This window comes from Rossellomorea aquimaris, assembly GCF_008180865.1.
Classification (GTDB): Bacteria; Bacillota; Bacilli; order Bacillales; family Bacillaceae_B; genus Rossellomorea; species Rossellomorea yichunensis.
In genome coordinates, this window is the sequence record NZ_VTEX01000006.1 from 32,928 (window position 1) to 51,671 (window position 18,744).

The 18,744-nt window shown below is 40.2% G+C and carries 15 protein-coding genes and 4 tRNA genes; 17 read left to right on the forward strand and 2 right to left on the reverse strand.

What is annotated here, in order from left to right; translation table 11 throughout:
* Positions 1-141: 141 nt before the first annotated feature.
* Positions 142-1,494 (forward strand): replicative DNA helicase, encoded by a 1,353-nt coding sequence (gene dnaB / locus FZC88_RS20375; RefSeq protein WP_148996236.1) that lies wholly within the window; start codon positions 142-144, stop codon positions 1,492-1,494.
* Between the two features lie 50 nt (positions 1,495-1,544).
* Here the strand turns inward: dnaB and FZC88_RS20380 are convergent, their stop codons facing one another.
* Positions 1,545-3,269, reverse strand: a complete 1,725-nt coding sequence (locus tag FZC88_RS20380; RefSeq protein ID WP_148996237.1) for an ABC transporter ATP-binding protein — start codon at positions 3,267-3,269, stop codon at positions 1,545-1,547.
* Positions 3,270-4,187: 918 nt separating this feature from the next.
* Between FZC88_RS20380 and FZC88_RS20385 the strand changes: the two genes are divergently transcribed.
* Complete coding sequence (locus FZC88_RS20385) at positions 4,188-5,480, forward strand: adenylosuccinate synthase (RefSeq protein ID WP_148996238.1); 1,293 nt, start codon at positions 4,188-4,190, stop codon at positions 5,478-5,480.
* Between the two features lie 42 nt (positions 5,481-5,522).
* Here the strand turns inward: FZC88_RS20385 and FZC88_RS20390 are convergent, their stop codons facing one another.
* Complete coding sequence (locus tag FZC88_RS20390; RefSeq protein WP_148996239.1) at positions 5,523-6,545, reverse strand: potassium channel family protein; 1,023 nt, start codon at positions 6,543-6,545, stop codon at positions 5,523-5,525.
* A 131-nt stretch (positions 6,546-6,676) separates the two neighbouring features.
* Here FZC88_RS20390 and FZC88_RS20395 point away from each other — a divergent pair, with 131 nt between their 5' ends.
* The 15 genes from FZC88_RS20395 (at position 6,677) to FZC88_RS20465 (ending at position 18,581) form a co-directional block, all read left to right on the forward strand.
* Positions 6,677-7,141 (forward strand): hypothetical protein, encoded by a 465-nt coding sequence (locus FZC88_RS20395; RefSeq protein WP_148970565.1) that lies wholly within the window; start codon positions 6,677-6,679, stop codon positions 7,139-7,141.
* Entirely contained in the window at positions 7,138-7,446 is a 309-nt protein-coding gene (locus tag FZC88_RS20400; RefSeq protein WP_148970566.1) for a hypothetical protein, read from the forward strand. The genes FZC88_RS20395 and FZC88_RS20400 overlap by 4 nt, the downstream gene beginning before the upstream one ends.
* Before the next feature lie 2 nt (positions 7,447-7,448).
* Positions 7,449-8,690: a glutathionylspermidine synthase family protein gene (locus tag FZC88_RS20405; RefSeq protein WP_148996240.1), complete on the forward strand. Its 1,242-nt coding sequence runs from the start codon at positions 7,449-7,451 to the stop codon at positions 8,688-8,690.
* Positions 8,691-8,705: 15 nt separating this feature from the next.
* Complete coding sequence (locus FZC88_RS20410; protein WP_148970568.1) at positions 8,706-9,119, forward strand: DUF350 domain-containing protein; 414 nt, start codon at positions 8,706-8,708, stop codon at positions 9,117-9,119.
* Positions 9,120-9,449: 330 nt separating this feature from the next.
* On the forward strand, positions 9,450-10,415 hold the full coding sequence (locus FZC88_RS20415) for a nuclease-related domain-containing protein (protein ID WP_148996241.1): 966 nt from the start codon (positions 9,450-9,452) through the stop codon (positions 10,413-10,415).
* Between the two features lie 188 nt (positions 10,416-10,603).
* A tRNA-Lys gene (locus FZC88_RS20420) sits at positions 10,604-10,679 on the forward strand.
* 15 nt (positions 10,680-10,694) lie between these two features.
* A tRNA-Glu gene (locus tag FZC88_RS20425) sits at positions 10,695-10,766 on the forward strand.
* A 97-nt stretch (positions 10,767-10,863) separates the two neighbouring features.
* A tRNA-Asp gene (locus FZC88_RS20430) sits at positions 10,864-10,940 on the forward strand.
* Positions 10,941-10,969: 29 nt separating this feature from the next.
* Positions 10,970-11,042 (forward strand) — tRNA-Phe (locus FZC88_RS20435).
* A gap of 352 nt (positions 11,043-11,394) precedes the next feature.
* The gene (locus FZC88_RS20440) at positions 11,395-12,882 is read left to right on the forward strand and encodes a M23 family metallopeptidase (protein ID WP_148996242.1); all 1,488 of its coding nucleotides are present in this window, start codon (positions 11,395-11,397) and stop codon (positions 12,880-12,882) included.
* Positions 12,883-13,098: 216 nt separating this feature from the next.
* Positions 13,099-13,806, forward strand: coding sequence for a response regulator YycF (yycF, locus tag FZC88_RS20445; RefSeq protein WP_113969391.1), 708 nt, complete (start codon positions 13,099-13,101; stop codon positions 13,804-13,806).
* Positions 13,807-13,812: 6 nt separating this feature from the next.
* Positions 13,813-15,636 (forward strand): cell wall metabolism sensor histidine kinase WalK, encoded by a 1,824-nt coding sequence (gene walK / locus FZC88_RS20450; RefSeq protein WP_148996243.1) that lies wholly within the window; start codon positions 13,813-13,815, stop codon positions 15,634-15,636.
* The gene (locus FZC88_RS20455; RefSeq protein WP_148996244.1) at positions 15,633-16,985 is read left to right on the forward strand and encodes a YycH family regulatory protein; all 1,353 of its coding nucleotides are present in this window, start codon (positions 15,633-15,635) and stop codon (positions 16,983-16,985) included. The genes walK and FZC88_RS20455 overlap by 4 nt, the downstream gene beginning before the upstream one ends.
* A complete protein-coding gene (locus tag FZC88_RS20460; RefSeq protein WP_187443708.1) occupies positions 16,972-17,781 on the forward strand; it encodes a two-component system regulatory protein YycI in 810 nt (269 codons plus the stop codon). The genes FZC88_RS20455 and FZC88_RS20460 overlap by 14 nt, the downstream gene beginning before the upstream one ends.
* 5 nt (positions 17,782-17,786) lie before the next feature.
* Entirely contained in the window at positions 17,787-18,581 is a 795-nt protein-coding gene (locus FZC88_RS20465; RefSeq protein WP_148996246.1) for an MBL fold metallo-hydrolase, read from the forward strand.
* Positions 18,582-18,744: the final 163 nt, after the last annotated feature.

Consider the following 18,744-nt stretch of genomic DNA (forward strand, 5'->3'; position numbering starts at 1 on the left):
TGGATACTATCCCGATCACATTTTTTCGGTAGGACTAAATTCTTATTTTTATATAGATTAAGGTGTTAACTTTGACGCAGGCAGCAGATGCCTTTAGACGTCTGTTGCCCCTTCGCAGTTTGAATTGGAGGTTATGCATAGATGAATGAAGTGTTCCAGGATAGGATTCCACCTCAGAATATTGAGGCAGAACAAGCGGTATTAGGAGCTATTTTCCTAGAGCCCAGCGCATTAACGACCACATCAGAAATATTGATTCCAGAGGATTTTTATCGTCATTCTCATCAAAAAATATACAATGTCATGCTGAATTTGGGAGACGGGGGAAAAGCCGTCGACTTAATTACAGTGACAGAAGAGCTTGCTGCAGCCAAAGAGCTTGAAGATGTTGGCGGGGTCGCTTATTTAAGTGAGCTTGCAGCCTCAGTTCCGACGGCTGCAAATATTGAATATTACGCAAAGATCGTGGAAGAAAAATCATTACTGAGACGATTGATCCGTACAGCGACGGATATTGCTTCTGACGGCTATGCCCGCGAGGATGAAGTCGACAGCCTTCTGAGTGAAGCGGAAAAAAACATCATGGAAGTCGCACAACGAAAAAATGCCGGTGCATTCCATAATATTAAAGATGTCCTTGTCAGAACCTATGACAACATCGAAACCTTAACGAATCGTAAAGGTGATGTAACAGGGATTTCAACGGGGTTTGCAGACCTTGACCATATGACAGCCGGTTTCCAGCGAAATGACTTGATCATTGTGGGAGCCAGACCTTCCATGGGTAAAACAGCTTTCGCCCTGAATATCGCTCAAAACGTCGCCGTTAAAGCGAAAGAAAACGTCGCGATCTTCTCCCTGGAGATGGGTGCTGAGCAGCTCGTTATGCGTATGCTGTGTGCAGAAGGCAATATTAATGCCCAAAACCTTCGAACAGGTGATTTAACCGATGAAGACTGGAGAAAGCTTACGATGGCAATGGGAAGCCTCTCGAATGCCGGGATCTATATCGATGATACGCCAGGTATTAAAGTGGGGGAAATTCGTTCTAAATGCCGACGTCTCGCTCAGGAGCATGGGCTTGGAATGATCCTCATTGACTACTTGCAGCTCATTCAGGGGAGCGGGCGTTCAGGAGAAAACCGTCAGCAGGAGGTTTCTGAAATCTCCCGTTCCCTTAAAGGACTGGCCCGTGAGCTTGAAGTTCCGGTTATCGCCTTGTCTCAGCTCTCCCGTGGCGTGGAACAGCGTCAAGATAAGCGTCCTATGATGTCTGATATTCGTGAATCAGGAAGTATCGAGCAGGATGCGGATATCGTAGCCTTCTTATACCGTGAAGATTACTATGACAAAGAAGCGGAAAACAAAAATATTATCGAAATCATCATTGCCAAGCAACGTAACGGTCCGGTTGGAAACGTGTCCCTTGCGTTTGTGAAGGAATACAATAAATTCGTGAATCTGGAGCGGCGATTTGACGACGCTCCGGCTTAATAGAAAAAATCCAAGCCCTGCTGATGCAGATGCTTGGATTTTTTTTATTTTTATAGAATGGTTGCATGCTGATGAGCATGAAGTCTTGTAAAGATACCGTCCTCTCTCGAGAGCAGTTCCTCATGAGTACCATCTTCAGCGATGCCGTTTTCGGTGACGACCATAATGCGGTCAGCCTTGCGGATCGTCGCTAATCGGTGGGCAATGACAAGCGTGGTCCGATCTTTTGCCAATTCATTTAAAGCGTCTTGGATGATCGCTTCCGTTTCCGTATCCAGAGCGGAGGTGGCTTCATCCAGAATCAAGATTCGTGGATTCTTCAGGAACATACGGGCGATGGATAAGCGCTGCTTTTGACCACCGGACAGCTTCAGTCCTCTTTCCCCTATTTGAGTATCATATCCTTCTGGAAGGGAGGCAATGAGATCGGTCAGATGAGCACGTCTCGTTGCCTCTTCAATCTCTTCCTGTGTAGCATCAAGTTTTCCATATGCGATATTTTCCCGAAGAGTCCCGGTGAATAAGAATACATCCTGCTGAACAATTCCTATTTGAGCACGCAGGGATTCCTTCGTCATCTCCCTGATATCGATGCCATCAATGGTGATGGCTCCTTCTTCAATATCATAGAAGCGTGGAATCAAGGAGCAGATCGTTGTTTTCCCTGCACCTGATGGCCCGACAAACGCCACGGTCTGCCCTGATTGAATGGTAAAGGATAGATCCCTTATAATAGGGCGGTTCGACTCATAACCAAACGTAACGTCGTCAAAAGCAATATCACCACGTAGAGTGGGTACTTCTATGGCATGTGGAGGATTTTCAATATCAGGTTCCATATCCATTAGTTCAGTGAAGCGTTTGAAGCCGGCCATTCCCTTCGGATATAACTCAAGGAGGGCTGATATCTTGTCGATCGGTTTAAACAGGACATTGATATAAAGAATAAAGGCAACAAGTTCTCCATAAGAGAGCACTCCGGAAAAGCTTAACCACGCTCCGTACACAAGAATGATCAAGGTCATCAATCGAGTCGTAATGTAGATACCGGATAAATTCACGCTCATCACGTTATACGCTTTCAGCTTGGATTTGCGGAAGAATTGATTATTTTCATTGAATCGTTCCATTTCATATGATTCGTTCGTAAAAGACTGAACCACTCTCGCTCCGGAAACGCTGTCTTCAACGCGGCTGTTTACATCGGCGATATTTCCGTACATTTTTGTCCAGGCTTTATTCATTTTTATATTCGAATAAGAAATAAGCCACACAAGAAATGGAACAATAATAATAGCAACAAGGGCAAGCTCCATATTAATTGTAAGCATGATCCAAAATGCACCAATGAAGGTCATGACCGCGATGAACAGATCTTCAGGTCCGTGATGGGCAAGTTCCCCTATGTCCATCAGATCGTTTGTCACACGACTCATAATATGACCCGTTTTCGTGTTATCAAAGAAACGGAAGGATTGTCGTTGAACATGGTGAAACAATTCCCGTCTCATATCCGTTTCGATATTGATCCCGAGCTTATGTCCCCAGTAGTTCACGACAAACTGCATACTCGAACTAAGTAGGTAAAGAACAAGCAGGCCGGCGGAAACCGCCAATATGGTACTCCAGTTTCCCTCAGGCAATAGGGAGTCGATAAACCATGAAACCGCCATGGGAAACCCTAATTCTAAAAGCCCGACCAACACGGCACAGGCAAAATCAATGTAAAAAAGCCGCTTATGGGGCCGGTAATAGCTGAAAAAACGTTTAATCATCACATCGTCACCTCAGTATTCAATTGTATGTAAAATTCAAAATGCTTATTTTAGATTAGCAAAAGTTTCTAAATTGCGCTATCATAACCTGTCCGAAGAATTTGTTATTGATTGTTTCGTATACCTGCTTGATACTTGATTCAAAATGAGTGCTCTTGCTCTGTTTAGTTAGCAAACTGCTTGATTATCAGTGGATTCGCTCACTTTCCGCAGGAGTCTCATCAATCCACTGACAATCTTTATAGGGGAGTAAGGAACAGAGCAAATAGTTTTTAGGTTCAAAGATACCGTTACTTTTCAGGCTATAATTGCTAATTTCATATTGAGCGGTCTCAAAAACCTTGACTACTTTTCAATCCAAAGCTTTTTATGAGGGTAATAAAAATTGAGGACAAGCTAATCCTGAGTGGGTACTAATGATAATAAATAATTTTGGGGCTACCATAATAACTTTAATTTGTTGTTCCTTTATAGACTATTTGTTTTTGGACCAGCCTTTCTACAATTGGAGCTTTTTGTAATTGTCTATCCATATTTATAGGTAGTAAGAATGTAGTAACACAGAGTGGATTGTAGCGGAAGACACTTGACTCCTGCGGGAAATAGAGGAAAGGTCGAGACCCCACAGACGGAACGTCGAGGAGGCTCGACTTCCTCCCCGGGGAATCTTGTGTCTGGAGCGGAAAGGAACGATCCACTTTTTCACACTACCACTACTCGCTTTTAGTGTAGCCTTTTTTATTTGTCTCAAAATTCTTAAACTAGAGGTTTTCAGAAACAAAAGCCTAAGATTATACGAACATAAATATAATTACCTATATAAACGTTCGTGTTTTGATTGACTTTCTTTTTTAGTGTTGATAAAATGAGTTTGTTTGATAAAAGAGGGAATACTAATTCCCGTCGGAGGTGCTTAATATGTCTTCAGTAGTAGTAGTAGGTACGCAATGGGGGGACGAAGGAAAAGGAAAGATCACTGACTTCCTTTCTGAACATGCAGAAGTTATCGCGCGTTACCAAGGTGGGAACAACGCGGGTCATACGATTAAGTTTGACGGAGAAACATATAAATTACACTTAATTCCATCTGGTATTTTCTATAACGAAAAAACATCCGTAATCGGAAATGGGATGGTTGTCGATCCTAAAGCTCTTGTGAAAGAGTTAAAGTATCTTCACGATCGCGATGTGAAAACAGACAACCTGCGAATCAGCAACCGTGCACATGTGATTCTTCCATACCACTTAAAGCTTGATGAAATTGATGAAGAACGCAAAGGTGCCAATAAAATCGGTACAACGAAAAAAGGAATCGGTCCTGCTTATATGGATAAAGCGGCACGTGTCGGAATCCGTATCGCAGATCTTCTGGATCGTCAATCTTTTGAAGAAAAGCTTGCTCGTAACCTTGAAGAGAAAAACCGCCTTTTTGAAAAATTCTATGAAACAGAAGGCTTCAACATTGAAGATATTCTGGATGAGTACTATGAGTATGGTCAACAAATTAAGCACTATGTTGTGGACACATCCGTTGTATTGAACGATGCCATCGATAACGGTCGCCGCGTTTTATTTGAAGGGGCTCAAGGGGTTATGCTTGATATTGATCAAGGTACATATCCATTTGTTACTTCTTCTAACCCGGTAGCTGGTGGAGTAACAATCGGTTCTGGAGTAGGCCCGACAAAAATCAACCACGTAGTTGGAGTATCAAAAGCTTACACAACCCGCGTTGGGGACGGACCCTTCCCGACGGAACTCAAGAACGAAATCGGAGACAAAATCCGTGAAGTAGGACGTGAGTACGGAACAACGACTGGCCGCCCTCGCCGTGTCGGCTGGTTCGACAGCGTGGTTGTACGTCATGCACGTCGTGTTAGTGGTTTAACAGATCTTTCATTAAATTCAATCGATGTATTAACTGGAATCGAAAACTTAAAAATCTGTGTTGCGTACAAATACAAAGGTGAAGTCATGGAAGAATTTCCTGCTAACCTGAACATTCTAGCTGAATGTGAACCAGTATATGAAGAGCTTCCAGGATGGACAGAAGACATTACAGAATGTAAAACGTTAACGGATCTGCCAGAGAATGCACGTCACTACTTAGAGCGCGTATCTCAATTAACTGGTATCCCTCTTTCCATCTTCTCAGTTGGTCCTGACCGCTCTCAAACAAATGTAGTTCGCAGCGTGTGGAGCCCGAATTAATCAACATAAAAAACTCTCAGCCATTTAGAGGCTGAGAGTTTTTTATTGATTTAATTGTTCGTACACTCTGTCATGACATACGACATAAAGAACGTCATCAGCATGCAGTTCCCGGTTCATGGCATCGGTGAAATCCATATTATCATTCACGGCGAGCAGAATAGCTCCCTTTTCAAGCAGCTCCTCAGAAGCCTGCTTGATGGTTTTCCAATTCTCTTTTACACTGAATTCGTGAATATTATTGCCGTATCGTTTACTGAGTAACTGTCTGAATAAATTGGTCGTTCCAGGATGAAGTGTTGCTTTTGCCATTAATAAAGAAACGGAATCATTGGATAAGATAAAGTCCTCAACGGCAATATGCTGGAATTTAGGAATGTGACGGTCCTCTGACACTTCCACAATCGTGTGGACTGATTTCTCATGCGTCTTAGATAATCCCTCAACGGCAGACGCAATCAATAAGGTTTTCCCATCTACAAGGGATGGATCTTCAATCTTTGAATCGGAGAAAATCGCGACTCGTTTCGCCTCAAAGATATTGGCTTTCAATAATACGTTTTCATCTGAAGGATCGCCTTGAATGAAATGAACCTGTTCATGCTCAATGGGTGTGATGGGAAGCATGTCAATAAGGACGATTTCAGCGTCTGGCACATGAGCAAGGATTTCCTCAATGGCTCTCTCTGTTTTCTTCGACCAATTGATATAGATATAATGATCTTCATATGTATACACTAACTTTCCCTCCCTCTTGAATTTCTGAAATGTGGTAATGGAATCAACGGTTTTACTGATCAACACCCCAATAATCCCGATTCCAAAGATAAACAGGAAGATTCCCAACAATCTTCCTCCCACCGAAACGGGAAAATAATCTCCGTATCCGACAGTGGTCAAGGTCGTCATCGTCCACCAGAACCCATCAAAAAGCGTAGGAAATGTTTCAGGCTCCAAAAAATGGCTGCCAAAGGTTCCAAACAGGATAATAATCAGGGATAATAGAAGAATGAAACCGAAGTCCATCTTCGTGATCTGTTTCCAAAGCCTTTGAAATATAATCATACATACCCTCCTTACAAAAAAAATCATAGTTCAATAATACCAATGAATCCCTGGGGAATGAAACCTTTTCCTCAGTGGTTCGTATATTTATAGAAATCATATCCTTCCAATCAGGAGGCTGGTGTCGACAAATGAAACAACAAGTACTGGAATACCGTTTACGAAAAGGCAATGATACGTATGAAGCGATCTATCATTACCCTGATATCGAATTAGAACAAATCCTGGCAAGAAGGGAATGCGAATTTTTTGTAAAAGAAGGTGTGACGTATCGTCAACTTTCTTCAGCCATTGAAGGGAATCAATTTATACTATATGTAGAAACGTATGAAGAAGAACCTGTTACGGATCCCCTATTTCCACCTGAAGGATTGGTGCTGGAGATTCGCGAATTGAATCCGCGAAGCAACCACCCGATTTTAAAAATAGAACACCATGATTACCATCTCGATATTCTAAGTGTCATCGGTTCTGTTTATTATTATATTGAGGGGGCTGAATGGGAGCGTGATTCTGCTGAAATCGATGAGGATCGGTATGTGTATATATTATATGTAAAAGCAACGGGCTATAAGCTAGAGGAGGAAAGCCAATGAACAAAACGAAAAAAATGATGGCAGGTGTCGCAGCATCCGTAATGGCGATATCTGTGACCGGCTGCGGAAATCAGGACCTGCCTCCTGAACCGACTGATGTTGACTGTGACGACTGGGATTGGGATGACGAAAGCGGCACGTATTATTGTGATGACGACCGCTCATCTAATTTCGGCTACTATTACTTCGCCGGAAGAATGTTTAAAAACAAATCCAGCCTGAAAAATTTCTCGAGCTATAAATCCTATTCCAAGAGCTACAAATCAGGAATCGGAAGCGGCTCAAAAGGCGGATTCGGAGGATAACCATGACAGCCTCTCACCGTGAAAAAAGAAACTCGTTCTATCAGACCATTCCGGAATTTTGGCATGATTTATATGACATGGAGTACTCGTTATTGGATATTAAGATGGAATCACGTGACACGATTTCAGCGATACATGAAGCATCCCGAAGAGTGTACACTATTTATCAAAAAAGTGCGGATCTACTTCGTGAACTGGAAGATGATACTCTTCTGGAGCTGGGTTTTCCAAAGGAATCCCTTGCCTATATAAAATTTAAATCCATTGCTCAAGAGTGCATTGTTGGTCGCTTTGATTTCGTTGTAAGTGATGGGGAAATCAAACTATTAGAATTCAATAGCGACACCCCCACCTTTATCAAAGAGCTTTACCATGTGAATGAAAAGGTTTGTCAGTATTTCGGGTGTTCAAATCCTAATGAGGGATTCGAGGTGGGATTAGCGAAAGAGCTAAAGCGGGCACTCTTATCTTCCTGGAAGTCTTTGCAACGGGAAGGAGAACCAAAGATCGTCTTCACCTCTCACCAGGATCACGAAGAGGATCACCTGACAACAAAATATCTACAAAAGCTTTCAGGTGTTCCGTCTGAATATGTAGGTCTGGATCAGCTGCAGATTAGAGAAGATGGTCTTTATACTCCTAAAGGGGAGCGGATCGACGTATTGTACCGGCCAACGTATCCTATCGAACATCTCATTGATGACAGGGACCCTCTTACAGAAGAACATGTAGGCTTAGACCTGATGCAAATGGTATTGGAAAGAAAGGTTGCCATCTTGAATCCTCCCTCCGCTTTTTTACTCCAGTCTAAAGGAGTTCAAGCACTTATATGGGGTCTTCATGAAGCATGTAGTGCCTTCTATACAGATGAGGAACATCAATGGATCGAACAATACTTTCTTCCAACATACTTAGATTCTAATCAATTCGAGAAGAATGGGATCACCTACGTTCAAAAGCCTGCATTTGGCCGTGAAGGAGATACGGTCAAGATCATTGAAGCGACAGGAAAGATCCTTTTAGAAGACAAAAAAGAAACCTATAAGCAGACCCTGCCAGTATTCCAACAATTTATCCCTCTGCCTGTTGCTGCGATTAAGACGGATGAAGGAATAAAGAATGCAAGCTTGATGGTCGGCAGTTTCATAATTAATGGCACGGCCGGTGCAATCGGAATACGGGCTGGTAACGCCATTACCGATAACGAATCATACTTTCTGCCTGTAGGGTTACAGGAGAAATAAAAAGGAGAGAAACTCATGCAAATCATAACAAGTGAAGCACTACTCAGCTTTCTGGCTCACGTCGGAACGGGCCTTGGACTGATGATCCTCGGAATCACCGTTTTCGCCTTTACCACCAAATTCTCAGAAGCTACCTTAATCAGGGAAGGAAACATTGCCGTAGCCCTAAAACTATGGGGAAAAGCCATCGGACTCGCCATCGTCATCTACACCGTCTGGGCTAACAGCCTGAATTTGCTTGACGCCTTTATCTGGGGACTCATCGGTATCGCGACTCAAGTCATCGCCTACTGGATCATCGAGTACGTTCTGACACCTAAGACGAATTTAGCAAAGAAAGTGGAAGAAGGTAATATTGCCATCGGATTCAGCCTTTTCTCAGCTGCGATTGTAGTGGGATTGGTTGTGGCTGCTAGTTTGACTTATTAAGGGTTGATTTGATATGAAGATCTGCTGCTGGAGCGTTGTGTTGGTGCTTTGGTGGCGGGTCTTTTTTATTCGATAGTACACATATATAGAAGAGGTAATTTGGAATTGATAGGTGCAGAAAGAGTGGAAAATGAAAGTTAAAAATAAATATTCAGAGTTGAAAATAATGTTATAAAAGTTGAAAATAAAATTAAAAAGTTGAAAACAAATAGTGGGAAGTTGAAAATAAAAGTTTTTCACTTCCCATATTCATAAAAATCTCCTTTGAAAAAGAGGATTTTCTTATAAAATGTAGAATATACTTTAGAAAATCTGAATTGGAGTGATGAAATGGTCAGTAAAGAACGCCCCTTTCCTATTAAAATTCAAAAATTGCAAGTCCTCCTTGATAGACTCCTTTTAAATCATGCAAAGACCCCCATCATAAAAGACAATCTATCAAAAAGTTTAGCTGGATATTATGGTGAGAAATCCATCGACTATTATTTAAATCTCCTCCCTAGCGAACATTTTTATATTCTTCATGACCTCCGGCTTTTTGTTAACGGTCGTTATTTTCAAATTGATACATTATTATTAACAAACCGTTTTGCAATCATAATTGAGGTGAAAAATATAGCAGGGACAGTCGACTTTGATACTACCTTCAATCAGATGATACAACTGAAGAATGGCGTGGAAATTGCCCTACCTGATCCAACTATTCAAGTCAGTATGCAGGAATCTCAATTTAGAAAATGGTTAAACCATCATCATTTACCCCTAATACCTATCCGCACTATCATTGTTATCAGTAATCCTCACACCATTATCCGTTCAGATGACAAGGATATAAGTCTACAAGTCATCCACGCAGCTTCTCTACCACAAAAAATCTCTCAAATAGAAAATGCACTCCCAAAAAGCATTCTACTAGATAAGGATATTAGAAAGATAATTGAACTTATTAATAAACACGATACACCTCTAAATCCTTCAGTTCTTGAACATTATAAAGTTGGTAGGAATGAAATATTGAAAGGAATCTTTTGTGAAAACTGCAAATACCGTCCCTTAAATAGAGTATATGGATCATGGTATTGTCCTTTGTGCAGAACTAAGTCCAAATGGGCCCATCTTCTAGCACTAGAGCAATATTATTTGCTATTTGGAGAAAAAATAACTGGGCAACAACTAAAAGACTTTTTAGTCATCTCATCTTCTGCTCTTGCAACCAGAATTCTGAATACAGTAAGCATCGAATCCCATGGTATAGGAAAAGGAAGGGTTCATACATTGCCATTTAAACAAAAGTAGAAAAGTGAATAGGGAAATGCAACTCCCCAAACAGGTGCATTTCCCCATGATTATTCCCCAAGAAATAATTTTCGACAATAAATCCAAAAAAACTATTGCCCTCGACATTCATACTGTGATAATATTAATTTCGTTGTCATGAAAGCGGCTTTGATCAAGCTTGCTATTCGTGTTTATATATATACTTAGAGCCATTAGCTCAGTTGGTAGAGCATCTGACTTTTAATCAGAGGGTCGAAGGTTCGAATCCTTCATGGCTCACCATTTTTTTCTCTACATGGCCCATTGGTCAAGCGGTTAAGACACCGCCCTTTCACGGCGGTAACACGGGTTCGAATCCCGTATGGGTCATTATTATTTTCTCGAAGTGATAAATAGTGTTGCTTTCAAGAGAATATTAAACTAGTATAAGTTGATAGTTAGCTATTTTGCTATCGCAAAAAACTCTGGTCCGGTAGTTCAGTTGGTTAGAATGCCTGCCTGTCACGCAGGAGGTCGCGGGTTCGAGTCCCGTCCGGACCGCCATTTACATATTTAGATTCTTAAAACGATATGGCTCAGTAGCTCAGTTGGTAGAGCAATGGACTGAAAATCCATGTGTCGGCGGTTCGATTCCGTCCTGAGCCATCTTACAAAAAGTACTGCGACGACTTTGACTCTCGTAGTACTTTTTTATTTGTCTTTGTAACACTGTTGTAACAAAACATAATAAATCCCTCTAATTTTTACCATCATTGTTTCAACGGCTCATCCACCTTTAGACCCACGGAATTCCCACTGTGACGCTAAAAACACCATTAAAGCGCTTTCTTCGAGCTCTAATCAATTATACAGTTTTATTACAATCTTGCTTCTGTGTCCCGGATTTCGTCGAATTATGGTAAATTAGTAAAGTACGAATTTTATAGAATTTTACTAAATTAGGCTTAATGAACTACCGTAACTGGGATTTTTGCTTTAGTTTATAGGAGGCAACTCAATGAGTTTTGGAGAGAAATTAACACCCATTTTAGAAAAATATAAAAAACTTAATATTCGACATAGATCTAATCAATTTGTAAAAAGGGTAGGGATTACAGCCCTCGCTCTGACGACTTTGACCATTTCATCTGCGGCAGCAAGTACAGGAACGGATGAAAATCTGAAAACCATCTATCATGTATACATGGGTAGTGAGTATGTAGGAGCTGTTACAAATCAAGAAGAGGTTGAAATGGTTCTTGATCGAAAAATGGCTGAAGCTAAGAAGGAGTACACGGATTTCCAGGTTGATTTTAATCATGATGTAACGTACATACCTGAGAATGTGTTTACTGCTGTGAAAACAAACAATCAAAAGGTAATTGAAAATGTAAATAAATCAGTATCAGTTGAAGCAAATGCTTTTGCTGTAGTTGTGAACAATAAACCAGTTGCTTTTGTTAAAGACGAAAAGGCTGCTGAAGAAGCTTTAAAGTCTTTTAAGCTCAACTATGTTTCTGAAGATGAGCTAAACGAATTGGAAGCGCGGAAAAATGACTCTTCATCCTCTTCTCTACCCGCTTTAAAGGATAATGAAACACGTTTATTAGAAGTTTCTTTTAAAGAACAGGTAGAGATGAAGAAGACTCAAGTGGAGCCGGAAGATATGATGTCTTCTGAGGAAGCAGCAGATCTTCTTAAGAAGGGTACCTTAGAAGAAAAGAAATATAAGGTTCAGAAAGGTGATGCTCTTGGTACGATTGCAGAAGAGCATCAGTTAACCACCGGGAAGCTGCTGGAGTTAAACTCAGAGCTGAAAGAAGACGATGCACTGAAAGTCGGTTCCGAGTTGAATGTGACCGTCTATGAACCTCTTGTCCATGTACTTGTTAAAAAAGAAGCAAACAAGATCGAAAAGATTGCCTATGAGAAAGAAGTAGTAGAAGACTCTTCTATGAATAAAGGCGATACGAAAGTGAAGCAGGAAGGTCAAGAAGGTGAGAAATCCGTTACGTTTGAAACGACAGAAGTGAACGGTTCTCAAAAAGAGAAGAATGTAAAAGAAGAGAAGAAACTAAAAGATCCAGTGAAATATATTGTCATCAAAGGAACAAAAGCAACTCCATCCAGGGGATCAGGAAACTTTGCATGGCCGACAAATGGCGGTTATATTTCCTCTAAACAAGGACCAAGATGGGGTAAAGTTCATAAAGGGATCGACATTGCGCGACCAGATAATCCTACAATTAAATCCGTAGATAACGGAAGAGTCGTTTCTGCCGGTTGGGATGATGGCGGTTATGGAAATAAAGTTGTGATCGATCATGGAAATGGATATAAAACGATTTATGCTCATTTAGATTCCATTTCAGTTTCTGCCGGTCAAACGGTGGAAAGAGGCCAAAAAATCGGTATCATGGGTACAACTGGTGAATCTACAGGAGTTCACCTGCATATCGAAGTTTACAAAAATGGATCACTTATTAATCCATTAGATGTTTTGTAATTTTATATAGGTAATCAATCATGGGACTGACACAATCATTTTATTTGTCAGTCCCCTTTGTTATATTTAGATTGTAGTCAAAAAGAAATGAAATAAGGGTTATGATAGAGTTAAAGATGAATTAATATGGAGATAGTGGTAAATTTAAAGGAAGAATCCAATACTAATCACAACTTTATATGATACATTACTTTTTTCTAAAGGAGATCAATTGACATGGAAAAGAAAATATTAGTCGTTGACGATGAGAAACCAATTGCAGATATACTACAGTTTAATTTGAAAAAAGAGGGTTATGAAGTACATTGCGCTTACGATGGTGACGAAGCCGTCAAGATGGCGGAAGAAATCAAGCCTGATCTTGTCCTTCTTGATATTATGCTTCCAAATCGTGATGGAATGGAAGTTTGCCGTGAAATCAGGAAGAAGTATGAAATGCCTATCATTATGCTGACAGCGAAAGACTCTGAAATTGATAAGGTGCTGGGGTTAGAACTGGGTGCTGATGATTATGTAACGAAACCTTTTAGTACACGTGAATTGATTGCCCGAGTGAAAGCTAATTTGCGACGCCATCAGCAAGGGGCACAGCAAAATGCGGAAGATGAGAACAATGAAATCACGGTCGGTTCTTTAACCATCCATCCTGATGCGTACGTTGTTTCGAAAAGAGGGGAAACGATTGAGCTGACACATCGTGAGTTTGAGCTTCTTCATTATTTAGCGAAGCATATTGGACAAGTGATGACCCGTGAACATTTGCTTCAGACTGTTTGGGGTTATGATTACTACGGAGATGTACGTACAGTTGATGTTACCGTCAGACGTCTTCGCGAGAAAATTGAAGACAACCCAAGTCACCCTACCTGGATCGTAACACGTAGAGGAGTCGGTTATTACTTACGAAATCCTGAACAGGAGTAATTTGTAATGAAGAAAGTTGGTTTAACCCGTTCAATACATCTGAAATTCGTTTTGATTTATGTTCTGCTTATTCTTCTCGCCATGCAGATTATTGGTGTGTATTTTGTAAGGGCCCTAGAAGAGAAGCTTGTCGATAACTTCCAGACGTCTATTAAAAATAGAGTGGAATTATTAGAATATACAATTCGTGAAGAATTAGTAAAGAAACGCAGTGAAGATGATCCCACACTCGAAGAGGATATTCGGAGAGTGTTGGATGATAGTAAAACATCAGACATCTCAGAAATTCGAGTCATTAATGATAGAACTAAGATTATTGGGACCTCAGATCCCAATAATCAGAGTTTAGTTGGGCAGGTTAGTGGCGAGAAAGAAGTTAAAAGAGCCCTGGGAATAGGTTTGGGTCATGAGGATATCTATCTTGATGATAAAACGAAAGATCGAATCTGGGTGTATACAGCACCAATAACTTCAAATGAAGAAGTCATTGGTGCTATTTATCTTGTCGGTGAAATTGAATCGGTTTATGACCAAATGAGTGAAATCAACAAGATTTTTACGAATGGCACCCTCATTGCCTTGGTCATAACAGCGATATTGGGTGTGTTATTGGCTCAAACCGTTACAAGACCGATATCTGATATGAGAAAGCAAGCCCTTGCTATGGCAAAAGGAAATTTTTCCAGGAAAGTAAAGGTCTACGGGTATGATGAAATAGGTCAGCTTGCGATCACATTTAATAATTTGACGAAACGCCTTCAAGAAGCCCAAGCTACGACGGAGGGCGAGCGAAGAAAGCTTTCTTCTGTACTTTCCTATATGACTGATGGTGTCATTGCGACAGATCGAAAAGGACGGGTCATTCTGATTAATGATCCTGCAGCGGATATGCTGAATGTTTCACGTGAAACAGTCGTTTCTCAACCCATTGTATCCTTACTGGGATTGGATGAGGAATACACGTTTGATGATCTGTCCAATGAACAGGATTCAATCATTTTAGATTACAGTACTAAAGAAAAACCTTATATCTTACGTGCGAATTTCTCCATTATTCAAAAAGAGACTGGATTTGTAAACGGTCTAATAACGGTGTTACATGATATTACAGAGCAGGAGAAAATTGATTTAGAGAGACGTGAATTTGTTGCAAATGTGTCCCACGAACTTCGCACGCCGCTTACAACGATGAGGAGCTACTTAGAAGCGTTGGCTGAAGGGGCATGGCAAGATGAAAACATCGCCCCTCAATTCCTTGATGTTACTCAAAATGAGACAGAGAGAATGATTCGGTTAGTAAATGATCTTCTTCAATTATCGAAAATGGATAGTAAGGACTATCGTTTTAATAAAGATTGGGTTGATTTTATTCTCTTTTTCCATAAAATCATTGATCGTTTTGAAATGACCAAGAATGTGAATGTGACCTTTAACCGTTTCTTACCAGAAAAAGCAATGTTTGTGGAAGTGGATCAGGATAAAATCACGCAGGTTTTGGATAACATCATTTCGAACGCCTTGAAATATTCACCAGAGGGTGGAACCATAACCTTTAAAGCTTTAGAAAAGAGCGGATATATTGAAATCAGTGTATCGGATCAAGGATTAGGGATCCCGAAAGAAAATCTGGAGAAAATCTTTGAGCGTTTCTATCGAGTCGATAAAGCCAGAACAAGACAAATGGGTGGCACAGGACTTGGCCTTGCCATAGCAAAAGAGATGATTTCAGCACATGGTGGTGACGTATGGGCGACAAGTACTGAAGGAAAAGGAACCACCATCACCTTCACTCTCCCATATGATTCCACTCAAGAGGATGATTGGTCATGAACTATGAAAAAATCAAATCGATAATTCTAACGCTGCTCGTATGCATCAGTATATTTCTTACCTTCAATCTTTGGACGTATCAACCAGGGTACGATACGATCAATAGCGATGAAGCCTACGATGTGTCTGTGGGAGACAAGATACCTGAGAATGAACTGAACAGCGTTCTAATCAAACCGTTTAAACTTTTCTATCATTCAGGAAGTAAGACAGTCGGGACTTCGGATGAATTCGAAATCAATAAGGTTATTGAACAATTAAGAACCTGGACATTATTTGATATGCAGGATCTATCAAGAGAGTATAATATGTCAGAAATCAAATCTGTTATACACGGTGAGAAAAAGGTAGAAATTGTTTTCCCGGACAATGTTCCACTTTCTATTTATAGTCAAGTGTTAAAGTTAGAGGAGAGAAACACCCTGAACGGTTCATTTAACAGAATCATTATCGACCTGAATCATAACGGTTCTGATACAGGTTCCGTATATTTTGTTTTATATGAAGCAGGAGAAAAGAAGTTTTATGAAAGCCGGGTAGACCGTGCCAGTTTAGAAGCTTTCGAAAAGAGCTTTGTTCAAAAAGCCGTTTATAATTTCGATAAATATGTAGAACAGCCCTTAAATAATAAAAAAACGATTTTTCTGCCCGAAAGCCCTGAGGAATATATCAGCTATAGATATTATTCGGACCTGGACTCCCCCGAAGAGTATGTACAGGCACTGTTTAGTGATCCCAATAGTGTAGATAAGGGATTTACTGAGCAGGGCGAAAAGTACACAAATGTATATAGTTTATTAAAAACGAATAAAGAACATAACACTTTGTCTTATGTGAATCCATCAGAAGAAAAAAATGGAGGATCATCTGCCACAGAGCTGCTTCAAAAAAGCATGGAGTTTGTGAATGACCATGGTGGCTGGACCGATCAATATCAATTTTTCACGATCAGCCCTCTTGAGAATAAAATCGTATACCGGCTGTTTATGGAAAGCTATCCTGTTTTCAATGAAAATGGGATGGCAGAAATTTCTCAAATCATGGGTCAGGAGTCGATTAACGAGTACAATCGCCCATACTTTAAATTAGATATTAATCTGCTTCCTGATAGTATAAAAGAAGTTAGATTGCCATCCGGATCAACCGTTTTATATCTTTTGGCAAAGGATGATACGATCAACCTTGAGTACGTAGAAGATGTCATTGTCGGATATAAGATGACAAGAGATTCTAATGAATCAAATAGAAAATTCCTTGTATTTGAACCTTCCTGGTATTATAAATACGATGGTAATTGGTTACGCCTACCTTTGGAAGAACAGGAGGGGCTTGGAATTGGACTGGAGTAAAACGAAGAGCATCTTTATTATTGTCTTTCTTATTTTGGACATCTTTTTAATGTCGTTATTCATTAACAAAGTTTCTGAAAGCAATCCAGAAACGTTAAGTCAAGTTTCCTTTGAAGAACAATTAAAGACGGATAAAATTGATTACCCAAAAAATCTTTCAAAGGAATCAATAAAAGAAGCCTATATTAGTGCAAAAACGAAAATCTTCACGGAGAAAGAAATTGAAAAGTTAAAAAATCAAGATGTCAGTGTCGTTACGGATAATACAATTCATTCAACGTTAGAAGAACCATATTCCATAAGTGAAAAGTTCTCACCTGATGAATTAAACGTTTTTATGAAAAATCAGGTCGTAGGCGGCGAAAAGTATAGCTTCTGGAAATATAATAAAGATGAACAAACGATTATTTATTATCAGACGTATAAGGACAGACAGATTTTTAACAACTCAAATGGTAAAGTGATTCTTATCCTAAATAAAGAAAATGAGATTGTCTCATACAAACAAACACTGCTTGAGGATATAGAAGAATTAAGCGGGGAAAAGAAAAGCCTGCTTACTTCTCTCCAAGCTCTTCAGGTTTTGTGGACCAATCATAAGATAAGCACAGGCAGTACGATCAAATCACCAGAACTGGGATACTATACTTTTTTATCACGTGAAGAATCCCAAGTCCTTGCACCTACCTGGCATTTTGTTGTTGAATCAGGTGATAACAAAGAAGACCTATTTATTAATGCAGTCGAAGGACAGATTTTCGAAGTCACCAAACCAGAAAAAGAAACATTGGAGTGAGAGATATGACGATGCATTTTAGTGTACTTGCCAGTGGCAGTACAGGAAATGCGATATTTGTGGAGACGGAAGAGCATTCTTTTCTTGTCGATGCAGGATTGAGCGGCAAGCAGATGGAAGGCTTGTTCAGTCGGATAGATAGAAAGATAGAAGATTTATCGGGTATTCTTGTTACCCACGAGCATAGTGATCATATCAAGGGAATTGGTGTACTTGCGAGAAAGTACAAGCTTCCTATCTATGCCAACGATAAGACCTGGAATGCCATGGACGGTTTAGTAGGGAAAATAGAGACGGAACAGAAGTTTTCGTTTGATATGGAAACAGCCAAGCACTTTGGAGGAATGAGCATTGAGTCCTTTGGAGTTTCACACGATGCGGCAGAGCCCATGTTCTATATTTTTCACCAGGGAGAGAAAAAGCTTGTTCTGGTAACGGACACGGGATATGTAAGTGATCGGATGAAAGGGATCATTTCCAATGCCGATGCGTATGTATTTGAAAGTAATCATGATGTGGGGATGCTCCGAATGTGCCGGTATCCGTGGAATATAAAGCGTCGTATTCTTGGTGATTATGGACATGTATCCAATGAGGATGCTGCCATTGCCATGAGTGAAGTGATGGGTGATAAGACAAAAGGAATTTATTTAGCCCATCTCAGCCTCGACAATAATATGAAAGATCTAGCCAGAATGAGTGTGACACAAACACTCGAGTCAAAAGGAATAGTAGTAGGAGAACAAATTGACCTATTTGATACGGACCCTAAAGTACCAACACCTTTAGTTGCCATTTAAACCGATTCAAATGTTTACGATTTTTCTTTTGAAGGTATGAAAAAGGTGAGGGCTGATGTCTTCACCTTTTTTTGTCTTCTAATCAAGCTACCTCCACTATGGGGTTTACATATCTACCAACTTTATGAAATTCCTTCCCTTTTTTCATTATTTTTTAATTAAA

Bases quoted from the DNA above. Each gene is read 5' to 3' on its own strand.
- FZC88_RS20405 (WP_148996240.1), top strand. From the start codon at position 7,449: ATGACAGCCTCTCACCGTGAAAAAAGAAACTCGTTCTATCAGACCATT.
- FZC88_RS20395 (WP_148970565.1), top strand. From the start codon at position 6,677: ATGAAACAACAAGTACTGGAATACCGTTTACGAAAAGGCAATGATACG.
- FZC88_RS20385 (WP_148996238.1), top strand. From the start codon at position 4,188: ATGTCTTCAGTAGTAGTAGTAGGTACGCAATGGGGGGACGAAGGAAAA.
- FZC88_RS20465 (WP_148996246.1), top strand. From the start codon at position 17,787: ATGACGATGCATTTTAGTGTACTTGCCAGTGGCAGTACAGGAAATGCG.
- yycF (WP_113969391.1), top strand. From the start codon at position 13,099: ATGGAAAAGAAAATATTAGTCGTTGACGATGAGAAACCAATTGCAGAT.
- FZC88_RS20390 (WP_148996239.1), bottom strand. From the start codon at position 6,545: ATGATTATATTTCAAAGGCTTTGGAAACAGATCACGAAGATGGACTTC.
- walK (WP_148996243.1), top strand. From the start codon at position 13,813: ATGAAGAAAGTTGGTTTAACCCGTTCAATACATCTGAAATTCGTTTTG.
- dnaB (WP_148996236.1), top strand. From the start codon at position 142: ATGAATGAAGTGTTCCAGGATAGGATTCCACCTCAGAATATTGAGGCA.
- FZC88_RS20380 (WP_148996237.1), bottom strand. From the start codon at position 3,269: ATGATTAAACGTTTTTTCAGCTATTACCGGCCCCATAAGCGGCTTTTT.
- FZC88_RS20410 (WP_148970568.1), top strand. From the start codon at position 8,706: ATGCAAATCATAACAAGTGAAGCACTACTCAGCTTTCTGGCTCACGTC.
- FZC88_RS20455 (WP_148996244.1), top strand. From the start codon at position 15,633: ATGAACTATGAAAAAATCAAATCGATAATTCTAACGCTGCTCGTATGC.
- FZC88_RS20400 (WP_148970566.1), top strand. From the start codon at position 7,138: ATGAACAAAACGAAAAAAATGATGGCAGGTGTCGCAGCATCCGTAATG.
- FZC88_RS20440 (WP_148996242.1), top strand. From the start codon at position 11,395: ATGAGTTTTGGAGAGAAATTAACACCCATTTTAGAAAAATATAAAAAA.
- FZC88_RS20415 (WP_148996241.1), top strand. From the start codon at position 9,450: ATGGTCAGTAAAGAACGCCCCTTTCCTATTAAAATTCAAAAATTGCAA.